This is a genomic window from Xanthomonas sp. NCPPB 3005, assembly GCF_041228095.2.
In the GTDB taxonomy this organism is placed as follows: domain Bacteria; phylum Pseudomonadota; class Gammaproteobacteria; order Xanthomonadales; family Xanthomonadaceae; genus Xanthomonas_A; species Xanthomonas_A bonasiae.
Genome location: NZ_CP166096.2, coordinates 5,305,826 through 5,329,509 on the forward strand (window position 1 = coordinate 5,305,826; position 23,684 = coordinate 5,329,509).

Consider the following 23,684-nt stretch of genomic DNA (forward strand, 5'->3'; position numbering starts at 1 on the left):
TCACTCCTGCAGGCGGACGACGACGGCGGTGACGTTGTCGCGCGCCGCCCGGCCCATCGCCAATTCGAACAACCGCGTCAGCAGCGCCTGCGGCTCGCCATGCAGGCGGCACTCGGCATCCAGCTCCGGGTCGGGGATTTCCTTGTTGATGCCGTCGCTGCACAGCAGGAACTGCGCGCCGGACGCGCTGGGCGCCAGCACCCAGTCCACGAACAGCGGTTCCTGCGCGCCGACCGCGCGGGTCAGCACGCCGGCGTTGGCGGCCGGCTCGGCGCTGGCGCCGGCCTGCGCGAACTGGGTGGCGTCGTCCTTGACCCCGTGCACGTGGTCGCGGGTGAGCTGGCGCAGCGGCCCCTCGAGGCGGCCGTAGCCGCGGCTGTCGCCGACCCAGCCGTACAGCATGAAATCCGGATCGTGCACCAGCAGCACCACGGTGGAGGCGATCATGTCGACCTGGCGCTGCTCGGCGCAGCGCAGCAACTCGGTGTTGATCTGCGCCAGCGCGTCTTCGATCGCTTCGATGAAATCGCATACGTCGGCCGCGCGCGGCAGCGTCGCTAGGCGCTCGACGATCAAGCCGCTGGCGTAGTCGCCGGCGGCATGCCCGCCGAGGCCGTCGGCGACCACCCACAGCCCGGCGTCGTCGCGCAGCAGCAGCGCGTCCTCGTTGTGGCGACGCACCTTGCCGACTTCGGTATGTCCGGCGGAGCGGTAGTGCAGCGCGGCCATCAGCGCGTGGCCTCCGACAGCGCGAGCGCGGCCGGCGCCAGCCAGCCCAGGTAGTCGTGCGCGGACAACAGGCCGACGCTGTGCTGCACCACGCCGTCGCCGCTCCACCACAACGCCTGCCCGGCCAACGCGCGCGGCGCATTGGGAATGGCGGTGGCGTCCGGATCCGGCGCCAGCGCCTGCAGCTGCGCGTCGAACGCCTCCACGCCCAGCGTGCGGTCGGCCAGCGCCTGGCCGAGCAGCGTGGCCGCACGCACATACCAACTGCGGTCCGGCGCGGCCTGCGCCAGCGGCAGCGCGATCGCCAGCGGGAAGCAGCGGCCGACCCGGTCCTCGCCCGGCCCCAGCACGCCGGCCCAGGCCCCCGCGCCGCACAGGCCGCTGCCGAGCACGAACGCATGCAGGCCGCTGCCGCGGTAGGCCGGCGCCCACTGCGTGCCGAGCTGGTCGCGCGCGCCGGCGATCAGCTGCGAAAAATGCCGGTCCCACGGTTCGACGAACGCCGGCGGCAGCCGCCGCTGCACGAAGTCGCCGGCGCTCGGCAGCTTGCCGAAGAATCCGGGCTGCATGGCCTGCGGCATCCTCAACCCCCACACGCGAAACGACGCACGTCGGCGTCGAGGAAGGGATGGCGCAGGTTGCCGGCGCGCAGCGGCAGTTGCACCGCATGTCCCCCGACATCGAAATGGGCGACGAAGCGCAGGTCGGACGGGTTCTGCAGGTCGCCGGCCTGCAGGGCGCGGAACAACGCCCAGTCGCCCTGGTAGTCGAGCCGGCCCAGCGCGGCGCCGTCGGCGCCGAAGGCGGCGATGCTGACGTGGCCGGGGGTGGGCCCGGGCCATTTCATCGGCATGCTGTCCACGCCGCCGGCGGTGTAGTCGAAGCGCTGGCCTTCGATGTCCACGGTCAGCCGCGCCACGCCGGCATCCAGGATCGGCGCCAGCACGGTGAAGCCGACCTCCGGCTGCGCCGCGCCGCGGAAGTATTTCTGCTTGATGCGCTCGGCCAGCTGCAGCTGCGCCGGCAAGCCCGGCGCGCCGGCCAGCGCATCCGGGCCGCTCTTCCAGCGCCAGTCGCGGCCGCTGGTGTCGAGCAGCTTCTGCAACGCGTCGCGGTACAGCGCGTCGAAGCGCCCGCCGACGCCGAACAGCTCGCCGAAGTTCTGCAGCGGGATCTCCTGCGCGCTGGCCGGATCGAACGGATAGCGGCCCTTGACGAATTCGGCGCAGACCACGCCCACCGCCTGCTGCACCTGCGCGTCCAGCGCGGTCTGCGCGCCGCGCGTCATCAGCGCGGCGCTGCTGCCGGTCAACGCCTGCAGCCAGCCCGACAGCGGCGGCGGCAGTTGCGCCGCTTCCTGCCGCGCCAGCAGCAATTGCGCATTGGGCTGCGGCGTGGCGGTGGCCGGATCGGTCATGGTCAGCAGGGTCTTGCTGAGCTGGTCGAGCACGCCGAGCAGGTGGTCCAGCGGCGTGGCGCCGGGCGCACCGCTGGCGAGCGCGTTGAGCGCGGCGAAATGGCTGGCGATGGCCTCGCCGGGCGGCGCGGCACCGGCATCGCCGGCGTCGCCGCTGGCGGCCAGCGCCGCGGCCATGGCCGCGTTGCCGCCGGGCAGCTTGGCCGCCAGTTTCGCGCCGGCCTTGCCCGCGGCCTTGCTCGCCGCGTCCTGCCCTGGCTTGGGCGGCGGCGCGCGCAGCAATTGCTGGGTGTTGTCGCGGACCACGCCGAGCAGCAGCCGCAGCGGCGAACTGGGCCCGGCCAGCTTGGCCGCGATCGCGCTGGCCTGCTGCAGATCGGCGGCCGGCTGCAGCTGCAGGTCGGCGAGCAGTCCGTCCCAATAGTGGATGTAGTCCTGTTCGTAGAGCACGCGCACCTGCTGCGCCAGCCGCGCCTTGCCCAGCGCGTCGATGCGGCGCGGGCCGAACACCCAGTCGTCGCGCACGAACTGTTCGACCGCCTCGCCGATGCCCTGCCCGGCCAACGCGGCGAACACCGGTTGCGTGTACAGCGCCGGCAACGGTTCGGACAGTGCGGTGCCGCTGCTGCGCTGAAACACGTTGCCGAGCAGGCCCAGCGCCTTGTCCAGCTGCAGCGGCTCGGCGCCGGCCTGCGGTTGCGACAGCTTGAGGTTGCCGTACACCAGCGTGGCCAGGTCGGCCGAACGCAGCGTGTTGCGCGCCTGCTCCAGCAGCGCCGGATCCAGCGACAACGCGCGCAGCCGTCCGGGTTCGTCGAGCAGCGCCTGGAAATGCCCGGCCAGGGCTTGCTGCAGCACCGTATCGGCGGGAAACAGCTTGCGCCATTCGATCGCGCTCAGCGCGGTCAGCTGCGGCGCGTCCAGATGCTGCGGCTGGCCCAGCATCAGGTAGCCCTTGAGGTAGTAGTACAGCGCCTGCGGCGCGCCCGCGTTCTCGGCCATGCCCTGGCGCAGGCGCAGCGCCACGCCCGGCACCAGGGTGCCGTTGAGCTGGCGCAGGTAGGCATCGTGCAGTTCCTCGCCGACCGCATCGCCCTGGTACAGGCCCATCCGCATCGACCACGGCGCGCCGTCGCGGTACTGCTGCGCGACCTGCGCCAGCGCGCGGGTGCCTTCCAGTTGCTGCAGCGCCAGCGCGAAGTACTGCGGCGTGGTCGCCGCGCTGTCCGGATCCGGGCTGTGCGGGCGCGCATCCAGCGCCGTGCGCACCTGTTGCAGGTAGGCGCGATTGCCCAGATAGCTGCCGGCAAGGCCGCCCAGCAGCAGCGCGCCGAGCAGCGCGATACCGGCGTAGCCGGCGACCTGCAGCCAGGCGCGGCGCCGCTCCAGCGCCGGCGCGCGTCCGGCCAGGCCGGATTCGCGCAGCAGCACCTGGCTGAGCAGGCGTTCGACGAAGAAGGTGCGGCGCTGCGCGCCCGGCGCCTGCACGCTGGCCTCGGCCAGGCCGAAGGTGCGCGCCACCGCGCCCATCATGCGGTCGATCGGGGTGCCTTCCTGGGTGCCCGAGGTCAGGTACACGCCGCGCAGCAGCGGCGGCGTGCCGTAGGCGGTGCCGGCGAACACGCCTTCGACGAACTGCCGCGCCGCTTCGCCGAGCGCGGCGAACTGCTGCGGGAACGACAGGATCGCCGCGCGCCGGGCGCGGTCGCGCTCCACGTGCATGCGTTCGAACAGGCGCGCGTTGAGCCGCTCCTGCAGCAGCGCGTATTCGTCGGCGAAGCCGCGCGCGGCACTGCCGTCGAGGCTGCGCGGCAGCGGGAACGACACGCCCCACACCTGCGCGCGCTGCTCGGGATTGAGATCGTCGAAGAACTCGCCGAAGCCGCCGATCAGGTCGCACTTGGTGAACACCAGGTACACCGGCACGCTCATCTTCAGCTGCTCGCTGAGTTCGTCCAGGCGGCGCCGGATCGCCTGCACGTGCAGGTCGCGCTCGGCATCGTCGAGCAGCAGCAGGTCGGACATGCTCATCGTCACCAGCACGCCGTTGAGCGGACGGCGGCGGCGGTAGCGGCGCAGCAGGCGCAGGAAATCGATCCACGCGCCGGCATCGACCTGGCGGTCGGAATCCTGCGTGGTGTAGCGGCCGGCGGTATCCAGGAACACCGCTTCGTCGGTGAACCACCAGTCGCAGTTGCGGGTGCCGCCGATGCCGCGCAGCGCCTGCTGGCCGAAACGCGCGGCGAGCGGGAAATGCAGCCCGGAATGCTGCAGCAAGGTGCTCTTGCCCGAGCCGGGCGGGCCGATCACCACGTACCACGGCAGCGTGTACAGGTCGCCGCCGCCGCGGCGCTTGCGCAGGACCTGCACCGCCTCGTGGAAGCGCGCCTGCAATTGGTCGCGCTCGTCGGCGCTGCGTGCCTGGCGGTCGTCGCCGAGCGCGTCCAGCGCCGACGGCGTGGCCATCTCGGTGGCCAGCTGGCGGCTGTGCCGGCGCGCACGCAGCTGCTGCCACTGCAGCCAGCCGGCCCACGCGCCGACCAGCAGCAGGATCAGCAGCAGCCGCGGTACCGCGCCGGCCAGCGGCTGGTGTCCGGCGATGCCGATGTAGGGGCCGATCAGCCAGATCAGCAGCGCCGCCAGCAGCAGCCCGACCATGGTCACGACCCAGCCGGATCGCAGCATTCCCAGCAGCTTGCCCACGGCGCTCACTCCCCCGGTTGGAACAGGATTTCGACGCGGCGGTTGCGCGTCCGGTTGGCCGCCAGGTCCGGCGGCACGGCCACCGGCTGCGAATCGCCGGCGCCGGCCGATTCGATCCGCCCCGGCACCGACAGGCGTTGCCCCAGCAGCTGCGCCACCGCGTCGGCGCGCGCCGCCGACAGCGCGTAGTTGTCCTTGAAGCGCAGCGAACGCAGCGGCTGGTCGTCGGTATGCCCGACCACGATCACCCGCCCCGGCAACTGCTCCAGCGCCGCGGCGATCTTGCCCAGCAACGGCAGCTGGTCCGGATCGACCTCGACCCCGCCGGAGGCGAACATCGCGTTGGCGTTGAGCCGCACCCGCGCCTGGCCGTTGGCCTGCTCTTCGACGACGAGCAGGCCGGCGCGCTCCTGCGGCGCCAGCAGCTGCTTGAGCGTGACCCGCGGCGGCGGCGGCCGCAGCGCGTCCGGCGGCGTGCCGCGCTGCAGGCCGATCTGCGCGGCGGCGGCGCTGATCGGCGCCGACAGCGCATTGAGCCGCGCGTTGAACCACGCGAACGCCAGCAGCACGATGCAGGCCATGCCCAACGCGGCCACCCACAGCGGCAGGTAGCGCGCCAGGCGTCGGCGCCGGTCGTCCACGCCCTGCCAGTGCGGCGCCAGCGTGTCCGCCGCGGCGCCGCGCTGGGCGCGGATGCGCCGGTACAGGTCGTCCTGGATCTCCGCCAGTTTGGCGCGACCACCGACCTCGATCTGGTAGCGGCCGCAGAAGCCCAGCGCCAGGCACAGGTACATCAGCTCGATCAGGTCGACGTGGCGCGGCACGTCCGCGCACAGCCGCTCGAGGATCTGGAAGAACTTGGCGCCGCCGTAGGACTCGCCATGGAACACCACCAGCAAGGTCTTCTGCGACCAGCCGCTGTGCTCGCCCCACGGCGCATTGAGCACCGCCTCGTCGAGCATCGCGCACAGCACGTAGCGCGCCGCGGTCACCGCTTCCGGCGCCGCGCCACCGTCGCGCGCGCGCTGCTCGAAGCGCCGCACCTGCGCGGTCACCTGCTCGCGCAGCCGCGCCACGTCCGGCAACGCCACGCTGTGGCGCAGTTGCACCGCCAGCAGCAACAGCGGACTGGCCGCCTGCACCAGCGGATTGACGCTGCGGCCGAGGAATTCGCTGATGTCGGCATCGCCGGCAACGGGGGCCGCCGCGCCCGTTGGCGTGGCGAACGGCGCGGCGCCGCGCTGCGGCCGCATGACGGTGGCATCGCTCAACGGATCGACAGGCGGTCGTGCATTCATGCGCTCAGCTCCGGATCGCCCACAGCTGCAGGTCCAGCCCGGCGAACTCGCTGCCGAAGTGGAACGCGATGCCGCCGGAGCCCTTCAACGTGCGCCACAGCGGCGACTGCTTGTCGAATTCGAAATACAGATAGCCGGCGTGGTACGGAATCTGCCGCGGCGCCACCGGCATCGGCATCGCCGCGATACCGGGCAGCTGCAGATTGACCAGGTCGCGGATTTTCTCCACCGGGCCGATCTTGGCCTGCAGCGGCAATTGCCGGCGCAGCTCTTCGGCGGGCACGTCGGCCTTGGCCGCGAGCACGAACGCGGCGCTGTCGAACAAGGCCGCATCCGGCACCATCGCCACCCACACGCCGAACTTGCGCGCCTGCACCGGGATCGGCAGCGCGGTCTGTTCGAGCACCGCGCTGAGGCTGCCGCGCAGGCTGGCGATCACCGGCTCGAAGCTCGGCTGCAGCGCGTCGTGGCGATACGCCGGCCATGCCGGCGGGCGCTTGCCCGGCGTGGTGAAGGTGCTCAGTTCGCCGGCCAGCGCGATCAGCGCCGCGTACAACTCCTGCGGATGCAGCAGCGGCGCCGACGTCCAGTGCGCGACCAGCGGCTGCCACCGGTTGACCACCTGCAGCAGCAGGAAATCGGCGATTTCCGCCGCGCCGCCGCGGTCGCCGACCGACACCCGCGCGGCCAGCGCTTCGCCGCGCTGGTGCAGCAGGCCGAGCAACTCGACCAGGAACGTGGCCAGCCGCGGCGCGGCCTGGCAGGCCAGCGCGGTCGGCACGAACGCCTCGTCCAGCGTCACCTGGCGATCGGCGCGCGATTCGACGATGCGCGCCAGCGGCATCCGGGTCAGCCCGTCCAGCGGCTGCGACTGCGGCAGCAGGCGTGTGCTCATCCCGCCCACTTCCATCAGCACCGCGCCCTGCATGCTGCCGGAGGCATCGTCGACTTCGGTCTCGCGCACCCGGTAGCGGAACAGCTGGTCGGACGGCGCCTCGGCGCGACCCACGTCGGCCTGCGCCGCCGCGCGCAGCGGCAAGGTCAGGTACACGGTCTGGTCGCGCCAGTTCGGCTCCACGTCCAGCGCCGGCGGCAGCGGATCGTCGCCCGGCATCGCGAACGGGGTGCCGTCGGGAAACACCCCGCGCGCGCGGCGGATGCCGAGCTTGCCGATCGCCAGCAGATCGGTTTCCAGTTCCAGTTCGGAGAAGCCCCAGGCATGGGGATGCAGGCCGCCGGCGCGCAGCTCCACGTAGCGCTCCAGGTAGCGCTCCTGCTGCTGCAGATGCTGGGGGCGCAGAAACAGCCCCTCGCTCCAGACGACCTTGTTGTTGTGCATGATCCGCCGTGTCCGCTGCTGTCGATGGCGATGCGGCCGCGGCGATGGACGCAGCAGCCGACCCCAATGTGCGATCCCCTTGCCGACGGCCCGGACGCGGCGCGCGGCGCGCGCAGTCCAGGCTGGCGGGATGCAGTGTGGCCAGCGCGGATGCCGGCTACCCGACAATTCGTCTCAGGGCGGTGGGGACGCCGCGGCGCGGCGCTGCGCTCGAGAAGATGGTCTACGCAACGATGCCGACCGCAGCGCGCGCATTGCAGACCGGCGCCGCCGATGTCCTGGTGTCGTGCGCCGACATGCACCGCGGCGCCGACGCGGTGCGTTGCCGCTGCCGCATATCGCCGATGCCACGGCCGACGCCCTGCAGGCCACCTGCACCACGGCGCCGGCGGCATGCGCCGTGCGTACGTTCCTGCAGCTGCCGCCACGGCGGCTTTTTGCAGGAGCGGCTTCAGCCGCGATACGTGCTGCGGACACTCCCTGTCGCGGCTGAAGCCGCTCCTACAGGGGAGACTTCCCCGCGCGCCGCGCCGACTTCAGCCGCGCCAGCTGCGCCTCGTAGGCGCGGGCGAACTCGTCGCCGAACAGGCGCCGGAAGCATTCGTCCGGGTCCTTGGCCAGGGCCTGGAAGTTGTCGCGGTAGCGTTCCCAGTAGCGGCCCTTGCCGGCGAATGCCAGGCGCTTGCCGCTGGCGTCCACCTCCTGCTCCAGCCGGTCGGGGCTGAAGTGGAACAGCATCGATTCGAACGCGGCGCGCATGCCGGCCAGCATTGCCATCTGGTGGCAGCGGATGTCGTCGAACGCATCGTCGAACGCGGCCACGCCGGACAGGAACGCCGGGCTCGGCGGTGCCAGCAGCTTCTGCAGCGCGTCCTCGGGCGTGGCGGCGAACTTCAGCGGGTTGTTCTCCGAACGCTGGATCACCGTCACCGGCAGGCGGAAGGTGTTCTTGATCTCGGCGCGCGCGCGCAGCACCTCCATCACCCCATCGACGACGATCTCGAAGATCCGCGCCACGTCGTCCGGCATCTGCGCGGATGGCGCGGCCTGCGCCGCGAACGGCGGAGGTGCGGCAGGCATGGCCGCGGCGCTCGCCAGCGGCGGCGCCGCCGGCGCGAAATCGCCGGTGGTCAGATCCCAGTTTTCCGGCAGTTCGAAGCCGCGCGCCGCGGCCGCTGCGGGCGGCGCTGGAACGCGGAAATGGTCGTGGCCCGCATCGCTGTGGTTCCAGCTGTGCGTCGGCTGCGGCGGCACCAGCGGTGCCGGCAGCGGATCGAGCAGGCGCAGCGGGTCCAGTTCGCCGGCCGCGCCCGGCACGCCGAGATCGCCGAGCAGCGCATCGTCGTAGGCGCCGCCCGCGGGCGCGGCAGCGCTGCCGAATCCCGGCAGGCCGAAGTCGAAATCGAACGCGCCGGCGGCGCCGGGTGCACTGCTGGCTGGGTGCGGCGGCAGCGGCGCCGGCACCACCTGGGTCAGGTCCGACGCGTCGTCCGGCACTGCCACGGCGGGCGGCGGCGGGGCGACGGGCGCTTCGGCCTGCAGCTGCACCTGGATCTCGAAGCTGTCCAACTGCAGGCGATCGCCGTCGCCGAGCGCGGCCGGGTCGCCGCGTTGCAGCGCGGCGCCGTTGAGCAGCATGCCGTTGGTGCTGCGGTCCTCGATGAAATACATGCCGTTGAGGTAGCGCACCACTGCATGCGTGCGCGACACGCCGGGCGCGGCCAGCACCCAGTCGCTGTCGTCGGCGCGGCCGATGCTGCCGCCGCGCTGCGCGAACACCATCTGCGCGCGCGCGCCGAACTGGGCGGCGGCCTGGCCGGCGACGGTGAGAGTCAGTTTGGACGGTAGGGACACGTGGCGCTTCCTTCGGATCGGGTGGCGCGGCGCAGCCGCGGACACGCTGGTACGGATCGGCGCGGCATTGCCGCGTGCGCGCGGCGGCGCGGCATGACCGCGCTCATGCCGCCGCTCCGCCGGCCAGCAATTCCAGCGCGTGCAGCGCATAGCCATGGCGCCGCGCCTCGAACTGCGCCGGTTGCTGCGCGGCGAGCAGGTTGATCGCCGCCACCGCCGCGCGCGCGGTCAGGTGCTCGGCCGGCGGTACCGGCGTGTCCTGGGTCGGCGGCGCCAGGCTGCCGCCGGACCAGGCCACCGCCGCCGCCAGCCACGCGCCCAGCGAGGCATAGCCGCCGGCCTGGGCGAAGGCAGACGCGGCGCGGCGATTGGCTTCGTTCGGCTCGCGCACCCATTTCTCCGCCAGCGCCGCGCCGGCGCGGTCTTCCGGCGACAGCGCTTCGCCGCGCGCGCACTGGCACAGCCAGGCGACCACGTAGCGCTTGGGCAGCAGCCGCGCCAGCAGCTTCAGCGCATCCTGCGGCTGGCCGCCGTCGAGCAGCACGCGCACCGCGGCCTGCGCCGGCTGCGCGGTGTCCAGCTGCGCGCGCGCCGGCGCCGACAGCTCCATGTCCACGCAGGCCTTCTCGATCGCATTCATCGCCGTGCCCTCAACCGATCATGATCAGCGCGCCGCCGATCTGGTGCAGCGCGTCGGCCTTGAGGCTGAGCATCGGCGCCTTCAGCGTGCCCATCGCCCCGCCCTCCAGCGCCAGCATCGCGTCCGAGTGCACCTTGACGCTGGCACCGGCGCCCATGTCCACGGTCGCCCCGCCCTTGATCGCCACCTGCACCTTGCCTTCCACGTTCACCGCGTTGTTGCCGGTGACGGTGATGGTCACGCCCTTGATCTCGATTTCGCCGCTGCTCTTCATCACGATGCTCGACGCGCCGGTGACCAGTTCGATCTCGCTGCCCGCACTGAGCTTGAACTTCTGTCCGATCGCGTGCGTGGCGTTGTTGCCGACGTCCAGCGTCTCGTCGTTGTCGACCTTGTGCTTGCGGTCGTGCTTGACGGTGCTGGTCTGGTCGTTGTCGACGGTGGCGAAGTGGTCGTGCTCCACTTCCTCGCGCAGGTCCTTCTGCGCATGCACGAACAGTTCCTCGCTGCCGAGCTTGTCCTCGAAGCGGATCTCGTTGAAGTCGGCGGCGCCGCCGCCGGCGCTGCGGCTGCGCACCCCGCTCTGGGTCTTGTTGTCCGGCAGCGCGAACGGCGGCATGTGGTCGGCGTTGTAGACGCTGCCGATCACCAGCGGGCGGTCCGGGTCGCCTTCCAGGAAACTGACCACCACCTCCTGCCCGACCCGCGGCAGGCTCATCGCGCCCCAGCCCTTGCCGGCCCACGACGAGGCCACCCGCACCGGGCACGACGGCTTGCTGCCGTCGCGCGCCGACGTGTTCCAGTGGAAGGTGACCTGGATGCGCCCGTACTGGTCGACCACGATGTCCTCGTCGGTGTCGCTGCCGGTCACCACCGCGGTCTGCAGGCCGGCGATCAGCGGCTGCCGCGCCCGCGCCGCGTTGCGGAACGGCAGCTTGCTCTCGATCGCCTCGAACCGGCACGCGAACGGCGCCGCGCCGCTGCCTTCGCCGGAGGCGTAGCCTGGCGCTTCCAGCGCGGTCTGCGCGCCGATCACCAGGTATTCCTGGTTCCATTCCGGGCGCGGGAATGCCTTCAGCGAGAACAGCGCGCCCACCCGCAACCCCACCGCGTCGCTGTCGCCGCGATAGCGCGAACGCTGCACGTTGTGCGCTTCCGCACGCACCTGCGCGTAGCGCTTGCCATCGGCGACCAGCACATGCGCGCCGGGGTAGTCGAAGGCGGTCAAGCCGCTGACCGGATGCAGATCGCCGCCGTGGCCGATGTCCTCGTCCACCGCCAGCGACGCACGCGGGCGCAACGGATCGTAGTCGGTGAGCTGCTGCGCGCTGGTGTGCACGCGGCGCGCCAGCTGCCATTGGCTGATGGTGGCGCCCATCCCGTTGGCATGCTGCCCTGGCGGCACGTACGGCAGGGCCTCGAAACCGCTGCTGCTGGCGTGCGCGCCCAGCGCATCGGCCAGCACCAGCGTGTGCGTGGTCTGGCTGTGGGTGAAGAAGTAATAGATGCCTTCCTGCTCGAGCAGGCGGCTGATGAAATTGAAATCGTCCTCGCGGTACTGCACGCAATAGTCGCGCTTGGGATAGGTGCCGCTCAGGCTCAGGGTCACATCGCCGTAGCCGATGCCGTCGAGCACCGCGCGCACGATCTCCGGCACGCTCTGCGCGGTGAAGATGCGGCAGTCGCGGCGCTGGGTCAGCAGCCACGGCTTGGGCACCAGGGTCACCTCCAGCACCGCGTAGCTGAGCCGGTCGACGACATGGAAGCCGGTCTGCGCGACGTGCGCGACGATGCCGTGGTACCAGCGCACATGGCCCTCGCCCGCCTTCAGCTGCACCGCCATCGAGGTGCCGAGCAGCGCACGCAGGTCCGGCCGCGGCTGCGTGCTGAGCGCGGTCAGGCGGTACTCGAACAGCTCGCCCAACGCTTCCGTCGCCTGCATGCGCCAGAACAGCAGCGCATCGCCAAGGTCGGAGTGCAGCGTCATCATCGGCGTGGGCATCGTGGTGTCCGGGAAGTCGAGCGCCGCGCAATGCGGACCTGGGCCGGCGATCGCGAGCGGCGTTCGCGGTGCGGCGCGCAACGCCGGCACCGGCCCGAACGCCGCCCCCGTGCGCTGCCGGCAGGGCGATACTCACACGGCGCCCGGCGCGAAAGCCGACATTTCGTCTCAGCGCTGCGGCGGTTTGCGGCGCGCGTCCTCGCCGCATACCGGTGCCGAAGCGCGCGGCGCTAGCGGCGTGCCAGCACCACCCAGCCCTGCACCGGCGCACCGCCCTCCTTGCGCAGCTGGTCGGCGCGCAGTTGCACCCGGGCGAAACCGGCCTGCGCCAGCGCGGCCTGCACGTGCGCGCGGCTGTGCCGGTAGCGCCCGCTCGCGCCGAGCTGCACCCGATCGTCCGCGGCGTCCAGCGCTTCCACGGTGAAGGCCAGCCAGCCGTCGCGGCGCAGTGCCGCGTGCGCGGCCGCGCAGACCTCGCGCAGGTCGCCGAAGTACACCAGCGTGTCGGCCGAGACCACCACGTCCCACGCCTGCGGCTGCGCCTGCAGATACGCGGTCAGTTCGCCGACCACCAGCGCGTCGTAGCCGCCGCGCTGACGCGCCTTGTCGATCATGCCGCCGGACAGGTCCACGCCGGCCAGCCGCCGCGCATGCGGCCGCAGCAGCGGCGCACACAGGCCGGTGCCGCAGCCGGCATCGAGCACGTCCAGCGCGGCGCTCGGCGCATGCAGCACCTGCGCCAGTTCCGTGGCCAGCAGCTGTGGCGCGCGGTACTCGAGATTGTTCAGCAGTTGCTCGTCGAAGCTCTCGGCGAAGCCGTCGAACACTTCGCGCACGTAGGCATCGTCGGCGCGCGGCGGCGCGGCGCTGCCGCCACAGGCGGCCAGCATGTGCCGCGCCACCGCATTGTGCGGATCGCGCGCCAGCCAGTCGCGATACACCGCCACCGCTTCGTCATGGCGGCCGAGCAGATACCAGGCGGTGCCGAGCGCCTCCAACGCGCGCAGGTTGGTCGGGTCCAGCTGCCACGCGGTGCGGAAGCACTCGGCCGATTGTTCCAGGTGCTCATGCTGCTGCGCGTGGTTGCGCAGAAAGAGGCCGAGCAGGTAGTGGCCATGGGCGAACCCGGGCACTTGCTGCAGCAACTGCGCATAGGCCAGGAAGGCCTCGTCCAGCCGCGCCTGCGCTTCCAGCACCACCGCCAGGTTGCTCAGCGCGTTGTGGTGCGACGGCGCGCAGGCCAGCGCGCGGCGGTAGCAGGCTTCGGCCTCGGCCAGGCGCGCGCATTCCTTGTGCACGTTGCCGAGGTTGTTGTGCGCATCCGGATAGGTGGGGATCAACGTCAGTGCACGCTCGATCAGTTGCAGCGCTTCGTCGCTGCGCCCGCGCTGGTGGCACAGCACGCCGAGGAAGTGCAGCGCGTCGGCATGCGCGGCGTGCTGCGCGAGCAGGTCGCGATAGCCGCGCTCGGCCGCGTCCAGGTCGCCGGCCCGGTGCACGGCGATCGTCTGCGCCAGCATCGGCGCGGCCGGCATCCCCATGCCGACCGCCACCGCTTCCGCTTCCCCATGCCGCGCCAGCGCGGCCCCCGCCTGCTGCATCGCCCCGCTCCCCTTATCCGATCAAGACGGTGAAACACCCCAGCACGATCGCCCCGCCGTGCGCGGTGCTGTCGCCCAGCCGCGCCGCAGGCATGCCCGCGATCAGCACGGTCGGTGCGCCGGACACGATGCTGTCCGGCGGCCCCACGCACACCGCCATGTCGCCGATCCGCGCCGCCGGCAGCCCGCCGATCAGCACCGCCGGCGCACCGGGCGCCGTGATCGGCCCACCCACGTGCGGCACCACGCCGGTGACCATCGGGCAGACGTGCAGATCGGTGAGGCGGGCGGCAGGTTGCATGCGGAGCCGATAGCGCAGTGGCCAGGCGTCCAGCTTGGCGCGCGCGGCGGCGCGCGACCCGTCATTTCGTCTCAGCCACCACTGCCGAGCGCGGCGCATCCGGCGCGTCCAGCTTGGCCAGCGTCTCGCGCACCTGCGCCAGCGGCCCGGGCGCATCGCCGTACAGCCCGACCAGGATGTCGCGCGTGCGTTCGGCATGCGCGCGCGCCTGTGCGCGCTGCCCCAGGGCGATCTCCGCCTCGGCTAGGCCGCGCAGGATTTCCGCGGTCACCTCGTGCTTGTCGCCGAGGACACGCTCGGCATCGGCCAGGGCCGCCCGCTGCTCGGCGGCGGCGGCCTGCGCCTGGCCGTCGTCGAGCAACCAGAACGCATGGTTGGTGCGCGCCATGATGGTGGTGGGATGGTCCTCGGGGTAGCGCGCGCGCGCACTGTCCAGCGCCTTGCGGTAGTAGGGTCCGGATTCGGCGACCTTGCCCTGCTGGCGCAGCGCCCCGGCCAGGTTGTTGTAGATCATCTGGGTATCCCAGCCGTTCTCCCCGTACAGGCGGATCATGATCGGCTGCAAGGCCCTCAGTTCGCGCTCGGCGGCGGGGTAGTCGCGCTTCATCAGCAGATAGACCGCCAGGCTGTTGCGCATCGACAGGGTCAGGGGATGGTCCGCACCCAGGCGCGCGCTACGGCGCGCGATCAGGTCACGGATCAGGGCGATCGCCTGGTCGTAGTCGCCGCCGTCGGCCAGCGTGGCGGCGTAGCGATCGCCCGCGCTCAGCACGCTCTGGTCGTCGGCCGGCAATACCCGCAGGATGCCCGTGTAGGCCTGCCGGCTCTCGCGCAACGCCGCCTTGGCCTCGCCCTGCGCGCGCAGCGCCCAACTCAGCCGCGACTGCATGTCGTAACCCAGCGACGCGTCGGCGCCAAGGCGCAGGCGCACCTGCGCGATGCCCTCGCGCAGGATGGCTTCCGCGCGCTTCGGCGCGCCCACGTTCACCAGCGCCTCGCCGAGCAGCCGCATGATCTGCAGCTCGTCTTCGCTGTAGGCGCCCGAGTGCGCCTGTGCATGGCGCCGCGCCGCCTCGAGCTGGGTCACCGCGCGCTTGTACTCGCCCAGCGCGATCAGACTGGTGCCGATGGTCAGTTCCACCTCCACCAGGGCCTGCGGCTGGCTTGCCAGTTCGCGCGTGGCGCGCTGCGAGGCCTGGTCCATCACCTGCAACAGCAGGGTCTTGTCCTTGTCCTGGGCGACCGACGGATCAACGCTGGACAGCAGCGAGCCAAGGAAGTCCGCCGTCACCTGCGCCCGCTGCGCCTCGCGCTGCGCATTGCGCAACGACCACAGCGTGCTGGCCAGCCCGCCGAACAACGCGGTCAACACCAGCAGCGAGGCCAACACCGCACCGCGGTTGCGCTGTACGAACTTGCGCGCGTCGCGGCGCAAAGAGCGGGGCAGCGCGCGCGGCGGATAGTCGCCGAGCCAGCGACGCAGGTCGTCGAGCAACGAGGACACCGACGCGTAACGCGCCGCACGATCCGGCGCCATCGCCTGCAGCACGATCGCGTCCAGGCCGTCGTGCAGTCCGCGCAGCAACTGCGCCAGCGACACCCCGCGTTGTTGCGCCAGCTCGCGCTGCTGCGGCAGCGGCTGCGCCTGGATCCAGCGCGAGGGCGCTTCCGGCACGCCCGCCTCGAACAGCTCCGGGCGTACCCCGCAGATCAGCTCGTAGAGCAGCGCGCCCAGCGAATACACATCGCTGCGCGCATCCACTCCGCCATCGTCGCCCTGCGCCTGCTCCGGACTCATGTAGCCAGGCGTCCCGCTGGCGCCGGCCGGATTGCGCGACGGCTGCGCGGTCTCCACGGCGATGCCGAAATCGATGATGCTCGGTGCCGGGCGCCCATCCACCTCGCCGACCAGCACATTGTTCGGCTTGAGATCGCGATGGATCACGCCCTTCTGGTGCGCGTGCTGCACGCCCTCGCCGACCCGCACCAACAGCTCGATCCGCGCGCGCAGCGACAGCCCCCGCTGCGCGCACCAGCGGGTCAACGGCTCGCCGCGGATGTATTCCATCACCAGGTACGGCCGCCCCTGCGCATCGGTGCCGGCGTCGTGGATCTGCGCGATCGCCGGATGCTGCATCTGCGCCAGCAGACGGCATTCGAACTCGAACACCGCCCGCTGCTGCGCATCCAGGGCGGTCGCGGCGATCAACTTGATCGCCACCTCGCGCTCGTAGGCGCCATCGGCACGATGGCCCAGATAGACCTGGCCCATGCCGCCACGGCCGATCACCCGGTCGATCGCCCAAGGGCCGAAGCGGGTCCCGGCCGGCAGCTCCGCGGCGCCGGCACCGCCGCCGAGCAGCGTGCCGAGCAGGCCCGGCCGCGGCAGCTCGGTGGCACGCGAGTCGGCCGCGAGCAGGCCGAGCAACTCGTGCAGCAGTTCCGGATCGTCGCCTGCTTGCGCGTGCGCGAAGGCCGTGCGCTGCGCCTCGGGGAGTGCGCAGGCTTGGTGGAACAGCGCCTGCAGGCGTTGCCAGGTGGCGGGGTTCAGTGGCATGGGGTGGTGGCCTTTTCCACGATCCAACGCGGTGCGATGCCCGAACCGCGACATGGGACGTGATGCGCCGAGTCTTGGACAGCGATCGGGAACGGCCTGGGCACGACGTCGAGCATAGCTGGCGGAAGAATGGGGGCCACTCAAGTATCACGCATAAAAGATGACGCGACTCGCATTCCACCGCCTGCCGGTCGGATGAATCAAGCGGCACGCGCCGGATCCGCCTCCCGCTTCGTGCCGGATTCGCTAGAGACCTGGCATGGTTTCGCTCGCCGGGGTCACTCACCGGTACCAGGGAACTCCTACCAGCGCAAACACATCGCTGCGTGATCCGAGCCAAAACGAAGTTTGATCTCGGCATGCGGCGCAGCCTGATCGAAGGCACGAAAGACCAACACCGGCTGAAAATTCGACAAAGCGTAGTCGAGCTTGCGCCCGCTGATTCTCGTCGGACCGACGGGCGCGCAGATTTCGCCGGCCGGCACCCCCTGGGCCAATAGCTGGCCGGGTTCGGCGTTGAGATCACCGAACAGGATGCTGTTGCCGGCATGATTGGCTTTGATGAAGTTCCACATGGCAGCGACGACCTGGCCGTTGTTACCCGACGGCGCATGCCAGAAGAACAAATTGACGCCGCCGTGGACCACCCACCTGGGAATGCGCCTATCGCCGCCGGCGAGATGCGGGCCACCCGGCGGTCCAGGCACGCCGACACCGACCGCTGGAAAGGCCAGCGGTTCGGCGAGCACGCCCAGGATGTCGGTCCAATAGCATAAGATCTTGGCGCCAGGCGCCACTGCGTTGCGTAAAGAAGAGGTGTTGCCGGGATAGCCCTGCTGAACCTCGCAATAGAACACCGGAGACGGCTGGCTTTCGAGCCAGCTTTGCGTCTGGCATTTGCGCCGGCTGACCTCGGCCTTATGTTCGAGCCTGGTGACCTTAAGAAGCTGGCTCAACTCGGTCTCAACTTGGCGCTGCACCCTGCGGTCATCGCTGTAGATGGTCCGAGCGTAGGGATGATAGGCCCCGGCCTTCATTACCTCCCTACCTGCGACTCGACGCATCGAGCGCGTGATTGGCGGGGTTACGACGGCCCCTTTCGCCGCGTGGTTTTCAAGCTGCTGCATCGTGTCGAGTTGAGCGCGCTCGGCTTCCGCTTCCCTTTCCTGGGCAAGCAGTTCCGCATTCGTTGAGAGATGTTCCGCATTCCAAAAGTAGATTTTTGGCATAAATCTAATTCTCCATTGCATCTGTTTTCTTCGATCGACGTACACATATATCGAAATCGGCGGCAGGCCGCAGTCAAACACATGGATACAAACGAACGTCGCTCCATGAAGCAAAGCCGATTTTCAATCGATTTTTCGCCGCGGTGTCGCGCAGCCTCATTGCAGGGCCTGCCATGCAGCCACCGCCAGAGAGTCCTCGATCAGCGTATCTAGTTCATCGGTAGCTGCGACGTGGCGACCATTCACGTTCATGCGATATAGATAGCGATAGCTGTCTGCGAGTTCGAAGGAAGGCAATCCCGCCCGCAGTAATTTGTCACGTACCGGAATCAGATACAGCGCGGCCATTCAAGCCATGAATCTCGATCCGGTCCATAGGATCGCTACCCGTACCACTGCCGGTGAGGCGCCTATCAGCGAAACCCCGCCGTTGCCTTCCGACAGGGAACATCGACCCATCTGTTCTGTTGCCGTCAAGCGTTCTGAAGACACCGCAATCGCCAGATGCCATCCGCGAATCACAGCTGTGTCACCCGATGCCCTAGCTCGGCCTGTGCGAAGTTGTTGACTGGGAAAAACTCTCTCAGCATGAACTCGTAGATTTCATTCTCTGTCGCCAGATCGACCTTCATCATCATCCCCAAAATGGTGGCATTTGAACCGTCAAAGGCTGCAGCGAACACATACGCGGGCATCATTCTCGAAAGCCATGTTCTGCGTGCCAGGTCGGGTAGCCGGATCAATGACCCTACGGGTGTAATCGGAGCAGGAAGCACAGAATATTTCACCGCAACGCCGGCAATGGTGGCGCCGCCGGAGAACATTGAATCCAACGCCGCAGAAGACGCAATGAGCGCGCGTATTGTCGGCCACCCATGGCTGCCGCGGCGCTGGAACCGCTGGCGCCTGGGTCCAGTTCGCCCGGGTCGCCTTCAGAACACTGACGATCCGATCGACTTGACGCTGATGCAGCCCAGTCAAATAACAGTCCCAGATGGCGAACAACGTCATATCTATAGGCTGGCGACCCTGATATATCTGGATGTTGGATCTGCCCGGGAACAATTCGATGGCACGACCATGGACATCGAGCCACATGTGATGGAACATCGGCCTAATGTCGCCCACCGCTCCGCCATCCATTCGCGTCTTGTATTCCACATAGAAGCGATACGGCGTCACCGTTGTTCCATTGGCGGCGGAGAGGGTCAGGCCATTGGCTTCGAGGGCCAGTCGCATCACCGCATCGACGGCGGCTGTACGCGCCGCGTCGACGTTATACATAACCGCATCCATCCAGTTTTCCTGTATCGCCCCCAACCGATCGGCATTAGCTCGCGTTCGGAACCACCCTCGCCCATGATGATCCAGCACATTGTCCACAGCCTGGCCATCGGTGACGTGCGCAAACATGTAGCTCGGCCATACGGCATTGTGGTAGCAGCCCGTCAGCGCCCAGTTCCAGCATGCAATCGTTCCCCATTCTCCTGGGGTATAAAGCGCTCCCGGCCCCTGATTCTGAATGACCTGCATCGCCAACGGGGTTAAAACCGGCATATTTATCTCCTTGCATTCGATGTACGTCACCCCTCATCGTGGAGGGGGAGAGATCGCAACGCGTCTACGCATTCGGCTTTTCCACAGCTTCATTGGGAAAAGTTGCTCGATCTCCAAGCCATAGCTGGTTGCGCCACGCTCCACTCATCAACGATCCCTAGCCCACAGCAGATTCGCTAAAAAATTTCAATGATATTTGAATTCAGCACTTACGCTTAAACACGGGCTTTAAGCGAACGGCTACTTTGCGCAGTCGCAACATAGAAAATATCCCAGAACATGCGTTCGCCAATTGCTCTTGCCATCACTGTCCAAAAGTTTCGATCTACGGCCTTCATTTCCACTCGTAATCGTATTCGCGATGCACCATTTCGTTTATCGAAGTGAAAGAACACTTCATCGACTCATCAAGATGACGCAATATCTTTTGGCTGACCATCTCTTGAAGAAGCTCCATTGGGCGGCGCCTCTTCTCCTCGACTTCTTTGATGATGGCTTGATACGCGCCTTTTTTCTTTGATTCTTGCAGGACAGTTTCAACCCAGGTGCCAACAATTTTTCCCATCGTTGCAAGAAGCTCCTTCCCCTCCATCGAAAGAGGAGGCACATCATTTTCGTCGCGCCGCTCTGCTTCGAAATGCTGCTGAATGTTACTCAGGGCCGATGATGAGCCCTTAAAATCCGTTATCGGCGCAAGCTCCCTGCGTTTCATTTTTCCTAGATATAGGTCCATCATGCTGACCGGATGCATCAGAAGGCAGCGATACGGCTCGGCCACAGCGATGCAGGTAACCAATTTAGCCATTAAGTTACAGAACAGCGGCCAATTGTAGTCTTGTGTCTTTATAAATTTCAGATCTTTTTTCTTTATCACCCTCATCAGGTCGCCGCATGTACTTGAATACAACGCCGGGATATTTGCACCTTCCCAGCAATTTTTGTATATCAAATTTATGTCGTCAATTATTGACTCATAGGTGCCGGCCCTAGTAAGGGACTGCCCTTTTCCGTGAACGTGTATGTCGATCGAATTTTCATAAATCACAAGATTGAGCGTTGCCTCGGCATTCAGCGCAGGGAAGAAGAAAGTGAAATAAGTCATCGGGTCTATCTTTACCAATGGCCCGACAGCAAGAAGGTCGCAGGCCGAGTTCACTGTAACCTTCACCCGGCGCGGCTTAAGCAACCCGATTCGCTCTTCGAGTATCTGGAAATTCGCTTTACGAGATCTCGAGTCGACAAACATTAACATTTCCAGCATGAGCCAGGAAAAGAACGCTTCATCGTCCAGCGAGAAGGTCATGTTCTCGTCGATTTTTATTTTCATAAGATTTCCCCATCCGTCGCTACGACCAACACCAGCGATAGTTGCAACCACGCCGACCGAAGGCGAAAGACGCCGCCAACCTATTCCACTGCTTTTATATCTCCACTCCATTCGTCGGCTCGGAGGTCTTCCGCTGTATTGCGCCCGTCCGCACCGTATTCGCCTGGGCTACAACCCCACCGACCTCGGCGAGCTTCGCATCAACGATCAGCGCCTTTTCCTGGGCATCCGAGTATTTCTTGACCCATCGGTAATAGGTGTTGTTCCCCGCATTCACAACAAGATATGTACCACCATGACCAGGCATATCACTCTCCATCATCAGGACAAACAAGCCGGCCCAACCGGCCGGGACAGAAAAAGCGCGATCAATCGAACACGTAAGCGAAACCGTCCTCGTCGGCACGAACGTTCACTCCAGCGATCGGGCGCGAGGCGATCATCCGATTCAAGAACTCCCGCGAAATCTCCGGCAACATCGAATTGGTCAGGATCGCATCGATCATCCGCCCGCCCGATTCGCTCTCGGTGCAACGGCCGACCACCAGCTTCACCACGTCCTCGTCGAAGTCGAACGGGATCTTGTAGCGGGCTTCCACGCGCTGCTTGATCCGGTTCAACTGCAGCTTGACGATCTCGCCGAGCATGGCGTCGCTCAGCGGGTAGTAGGGGATGGTGACCAGACGGCCGAGCAGCGCCGGCGGGAAGATCTTCAGCAGCGGCTCGCGCAGGGCCTTGGCCATGCCGTCCGGATCCGGCATCAGCTCCGGGTCCTTGCACAGGCTGGCGATCAGCTCGGTGCCGGCGTTGGTGGTGAGGATGATCAAGGTGTTGCGGAAATCGATGCGGCGGCCTTCGCCGTCTTCCATCACGCCCTTGTCGAACACCTGGAAGAACAGCTCGTGCACGTCCGGGTGGGCCTTTTCCACCTCGTCCAGCAGCACCACCGAGTAGGGCTTGCGCCGCACCGCCTCGGTCAGCACGCCGCCTTCGCCGTAGCCGACATAGCCCGGAGGCGCGCCCTTCAGCGAGGACACCGTGTGCGCTTCCTGGTACTCGCTCATGTTGATGGTGATCAGGTTCTGCTCGCCGCCGTACAGCGCTTCGGCCAGGGCCAGCGCGGTCTCGGTCTTGCCGACGCCGGAGGTGCCGGCGAGCATGAACACGCCGATCGGCTTGTGCGGGTTGTCCAGGCCGGCGCGGGTGGTCTGGATGCGCTTGGCGATCATCTCCATGGCGTGGTCCTGGCCGATCACGCGCTTGGCCAGCAGCTGCGGCAGGCGCAGCACGGTGTCGATCTCGTTGCGCGCCATGCGCCCGACCGGGATGCCGGTCCAGTCGGCGACCACCGCAGCCACCGCCTGGTAGTCCACGGTCGGCAGGATCAGCGGGTTCTCGCCCTGCAGCGCGCCCAGTTCCGCCTGCACCTGGCGCAGCCGGGCCAGCAGCGCGTCGCGTTCGTTGCCGGACGGCGTCTGCGCCGGCATCTCCTGCATCTGCTGCGCTGGTTCCTGCAGCGCCAGCGTCTGCGCCGCCACTTCCAGCGGACTGCCGGTGCCTTCGATCGGGGCGATGCCGGCGCGCAGTTGCGCGCGCAGCGCCAGCAGTTCGTCGACCAGCGCCTTCTCCTCGCCCCAACGCTGCTCCAGCCCGGCCAGGCGCGCCTGTTCGGTCTCCAACAGCACACGGCAGGCGGTGTCGCGTTCGTCGACGACGATGCCGATCGCGCGTTCGCGTTCGATGATGCCGCGTTCGGTCTGCAGCGATTCGATGCGACGGCGGCTGTCGTCGACATCGGCCGGAGTGGCGTGCAGGCTCACCGCTACCCGCGCGCAGGCGGTGTCGAGCAGGCTCACCGACTTGTCCGGCAGCTGCCGCGCCGGGATGTAGCGGTGGCTGAGCTTGACCGCCGCCTCCAGCGCCTCGTCGAGGATCTGCACCTTGTGGTGCTGCTCCATGGTGCTGGCCACGCCGCGCATCATCAGCACCGCCTTGACCTCGTCCGGCTCGTCCACCTGCACCGCCTGGAAGCGGCGGGTCAGCGCCGGGTCCTTCTCGATGTATTTCTTGTACTCGGCCCAGGTGGTGGCGCCGACCGTGCGCAGCGTGCCGCGCGCCAGCGCCGGCTTGAGCAGGTTGGCCGCATCGCCGGTGCCGGCCGCGCCGCCGGCGCCGACCAGGGTGTGGGTCTCGTCGACGAACAGGATGATCGGCTTGGCGCTGGCCTGCACTTCGTCGATCACCGCACGCAGGCGCTGTTCGAACTCGCCCTTCATGCTGGCACCGGCCTGCAGCAGGCCCACATCGAGCGCGCGCAGCTCCACCTCCTTCAGCGCCGGCGGCACGTCGCCGCGGGCGATGCGCTGGGCCAGGCCCTCGACCACCGCGGTCTTGCCGACGCCGGCCTCGCCGACCAGGATCGGATTGTTCTGGCGGCGGCGCATCAGGATGTCCACCACCTGGCGGATCTCGTCGTCGCGGCCGATGATCGGGTCGAGCTTGCCGTCGCGCGCCTGCGCGGTCAGGTCGGTGGTGAATTTCTTCAGCGCTTCCTGCTTGCCCAGCGCCGCCGGCGCGATCGCGCCGCTGGCCTCGCCCGGCGCGCCGGCCTGGCCCAACTGGAAGCCGTCGCTGGGCAGCAGTCCGTCTTCCGGCGAGCCGGCGACGATCTCGGCGAAGCGCTCGCTCAGTGCTTCCGGCTTGATCTTCTCGAACTCCTTGGAGATGCCGAGCAGCGCATTGCGCAGCGTGCGCACGCTGAGCACGCCGACGACCAGGTAGCCGGTGCGCACCTGCGCTTCGCCGAAGCTGAGCGAGGCGTACACCCAACCGCGCTCGACCGCTTCCTCGACGTTGCCGGACAGGTCGGTGACGCCGCCGGCACCGCGCGGCAGCCGGTCCAGCGCCTCGGTCACGTCGCGCGCCAGGTTCGACGGGTTGAGCTCGAAGCGCTTGACGATGCGGTGCAGGTCAGAGTCGGGCAGCTGCAGGATCTGGTGCAGCCAATGCACCAGCTCCACGTACGGGTTGCCGCGCAACTTGCAGAACACGGTGGCGCTTTCGATGCCGCGGTAGGCGAGCTTGTTGAGCTTGCCGAACAAGGCGCTGCGACTGATCTCGGCCATGACGG

Annotated in this window: 17 protein-coding genes and 1 pseudogene; all 18 read right to left on the bottom strand. The window is 68.3% G+C overall.

What is annotated here, in order from left to right; translation table 11 throughout:
- Positions 1–729, bottom strand: a complete 729-nt coding sequence (locus tag AB8810_RS22980) for a PP2C family serine/threonine-protein phosphatase (RefSeq protein ID WP_179569886.1) — start codon at positions 727–729, stop codon at positions 1–3.
- Positions 729–1,316: a type VI secretion system-associated protein TagF gene (tagF, locus tag AB8810_RS22985; protein WP_369915012.1), complete on the bottom strand. Its 588-nt coding sequence runs from the start codon at positions 1,314–1,316 to the stop codon at positions 729–731. The genes AB8810_RS22980 and tagF overlap by 1 nt, the downstream gene beginning before the upstream one ends.
- On the bottom strand, positions 1,313–4,831 hold the full coding sequence (tssM, locus tag AB8810_RS22990) for a type VI secretion system membrane subunit TssM (RefSeq protein ID WP_369915013.1): 3,519 nt from the start codon (positions 4,829–4,831) through the stop codon (positions 1,313–1,315). Before tssM ends, tagF begins: the two co-directional genes overlap by 4 nt.
- A 23-nt stretch (positions 4,832–4,854) precedes the next feature.
- Positions 4,855–6,170, bottom strand: a pseudogene (gene icmH, locus AB8810_RS22995) (type IVB secretion system protein IcmH/DotU).
- Positions 6,152–7,486, bottom strand: coding sequence for a type VI secretion system baseplate subunit TssK (tssK, locus tag AB8810_RS23000; protein WP_369915014.1), 1,335 nt, complete (start codon positions 7,484–7,486; stop codon positions 6,152–6,154). The pseudogene icmH and the gene tssK overlap by 19 nt, the downstream one beginning before the upstream one ends.
- Positions 7,487–7,987: 501 nt before the next feature.
- Complete coding sequence (gene tagH, locus AB8810_RS23005; protein ID WP_369916709.1) at positions 7,988–9,268, bottom strand: type VI secretion system-associated FHA domain protein TagH; 1,281 nt, start codon at positions 9,266–9,268, stop codon at positions 7,988–7,990.
- Between the two features lie 175 nt (positions 9,269–9,443).
- A complete protein-coding gene (locus tag AB8810_RS23010; RefSeq protein ID WP_179569900.1) occupies positions 9,444–9,980 on the bottom strand; it encodes a hypothetical protein in 537 nt (178 codons plus the stop codon).
- Between the two features lie 10 nt (positions 9,981–9,990).
- Positions 9,991–11,982: a type VI secretion system tip protein TssI/VgrG gene (gene tssI / locus AB8810_RS23015; RefSeq protein WP_369915015.1), complete on the bottom strand. Its 1,992-nt coding sequence runs from the start codon at positions 11,980–11,982 to the stop codon at positions 9,991–9,993.
- A gap of 230 nt (positions 11,983–12,212) precedes the next feature.
- On the bottom strand, positions 12,213–13,523 hold the full coding sequence (locus AB8810_RS23020) for a tetratricopeptide repeat protein (protein ID WP_369916710.1): 1,311 nt from the start codon (positions 13,521–13,523) through the stop codon (positions 12,213–12,215).
- 73 nt (positions 13,524–13,596) lie between these two features.
- The gene (locus AB8810_RS23025; RefSeq protein WP_179569904.1) at positions 13,597–13,884 is read right to left on the bottom strand and encodes a PAAR domain-containing protein; all 288 of its coding nucleotides are present in this window, start codon (positions 13,882–13,884) and stop codon (positions 13,597–13,599) included.
- A 61-nt stretch (positions 13,885–13,945) separates the two neighbouring features.
- Positions 13,946–16,441: a tetratricopeptide repeat protein gene (locus tag AB8810_RS23030; RefSeq protein ID WP_369915016.1), complete on the bottom strand. Its 2,496-nt coding sequence runs from the start codon at positions 16,439–16,441 to the stop codon at positions 13,946–13,948.
- A 302-nt stretch (positions 16,442–16,743) separates the two neighbouring features.
- Complete coding sequence (locus tag AB8810_RS23035; RefSeq protein WP_369915017.1) at positions 16,744–17,670, bottom strand: hypothetical protein; 927 nt, start codon at positions 17,668–17,670, stop codon at positions 16,744–16,746.
- Positions 17,671–17,826: 156 nt separating this feature from the next.
- Positions 17,827–18,018 carry a hypothetical protein gene (locus tag AB8810_RS23040; RefSeq protein ID WP_369915018.1) on the bottom strand — a complete coding sequence of 64 codons (192 nt, stop codon included), beginning with the start codon at positions 18,016–18,018 and terminating at the stop codon, positions 17,827–17,829.
- Between the two features lie 170 nt (positions 18,019–18,188).
- A complete protein-coding gene (locus AB8810_RS23045) occupies positions 18,189–18,368 on the bottom strand; it encodes a hypothetical protein (protein WP_372530405.1) in 180 nt (59 codons plus the stop codon).
- The gene (locus tag AB8810_RS23050; RefSeq protein WP_369915019.1) at positions 18,334–19,257 is read right to left on the bottom strand and encodes an FYVE zinc finger domain-containing protein; all 924 of its coding nucleotides are present in this window, start codon (positions 19,255–19,257) and stop codon (positions 18,334–18,336) included. The genes AB8810_RS23045 and AB8810_RS23050 overlap by 35 nt, the downstream gene beginning before the upstream one ends.
- Before the next feature lie 304 nt (positions 19,258–19,561).
- Positions 19,562–20,665: a hypothetical protein gene (locus tag AB8810_RS23055; RefSeq protein ID WP_369915020.1), complete on the bottom strand. Its 1,104-nt coding sequence runs from the start codon at positions 20,663–20,665 to the stop codon at positions 19,562–19,564.
- Positions 20,649–20,888, bottom strand: coding sequence for a hypothetical protein (locus AB8810_RS23060; protein WP_369915021.1), 240 nt, complete (start codon positions 20,886–20,888; stop codon positions 20,649–20,651). The genes AB8810_RS23055 and AB8810_RS23060 overlap by 17 nt, the downstream gene beginning before the upstream one ends.
- A 34-nt stretch (positions 20,889–20,922) precedes the next feature.
- Complete coding sequence (gene tssH / locus AB8810_RS23065; protein WP_369915022.1) at positions 20,923–23,679, bottom strand: type VI secretion system ATPase TssH; 2,757 nt, start codon at positions 23,677–23,679, stop codon at positions 20,923–20,925.
- Between the last annotated feature and the right edge of the window lie 5 nt (positions 23,680–23,684).

Coding starts and splice junctions, on each gene's coding strand:
- AB8810_RS22980 (WP_179569886.1), bottom strand. CDS start 729: ATGGCCGCGCTGCACTACCGCTCCGCCGGACATACCGAAGTCGGCAAG.
- tssM (WP_369915013.1), bottom strand. CDS start 4,831: ATGCTGCGATCCGGCTGGGTCGTGACCATGGTCGGGCTGCTGCTGGCG.
- tssK (WP_369915014.1), bottom strand. CDS start 7,486: ATGCACAACAACAAGGTCGTCTGGAGCGAGGGGCTGTTTCTGCGCCCC.
- tagH (WP_369916709.1), bottom strand. CDS start 9,268: ATGGTGTTCGCGCAGCGCGGCGGCAGCATCGGCCGCGCCGACGACAGC.
- AB8810_RS23010 (WP_179569900.1), bottom strand. CDS start 9,980: ATGAATGCGATCGAGAAGGCCTGCGTGGACATGGAGCTGTCGGCGCCG.
- tssI (WP_369915015.1), bottom strand. CDS start 11,982: ATGCCCACGCCGATGATGACGCTGCACTCCGACCTTGGCGATGCGCTG.
- AB8810_RS23020 (WP_369916710.1), bottom strand. CDS start 13,523: ATGGGGATGCCGGCCGCGCCGATGCTGGCGCAGACGATCGCCGTGCAC.
- AB8810_RS23025 (WP_179569904.1), bottom strand. CDS start 13,884: ATGCAACCTGCCGCCCGCCTCACCGATCTGCACGTCTGCCCGATGGTC.
- AB8810_RS23030 (WP_369915016.1), bottom strand. CDS start 16,441: ATGCCACTGAACCCCGCCACCTGGCAACGCCTGCAGGCGCTGTTCCAC.
- AB8810_RS23035 (WP_369915017.1), bottom strand. CDS start 17,670: ATGCCAAAAATCTACTTTTGGAATGCGGAACATCTCTCAACGAATGCG.
- AB8810_RS23040 (WP_369915018.1), bottom strand. CDS start 18,018: ATGGCCGCGCTGTATCTGATTCCGGTACGTGACAAATTACTGCGGGCG.
- AB8810_RS23045 (WP_372530405.1), bottom strand. CDS start 18,368: ATGATGCCCGCGTATGTGTTCGCTGCAGCCTTTGACGGTTCAAATGCC.
- AB8810_RS23055 (WP_369915020.1), bottom strand. CDS start 20,665: ATGGAGTGGAGATATAAAAGCAGTGGAATAGGTTGGCGGCGTCTTTCG.
- tssH (WP_369915022.1), bottom strand. CDS start 23,679: ATGGCCGAGATCAGTCGCAGCGCCTTGTTCGGCAAGCTCAACAAGCTC.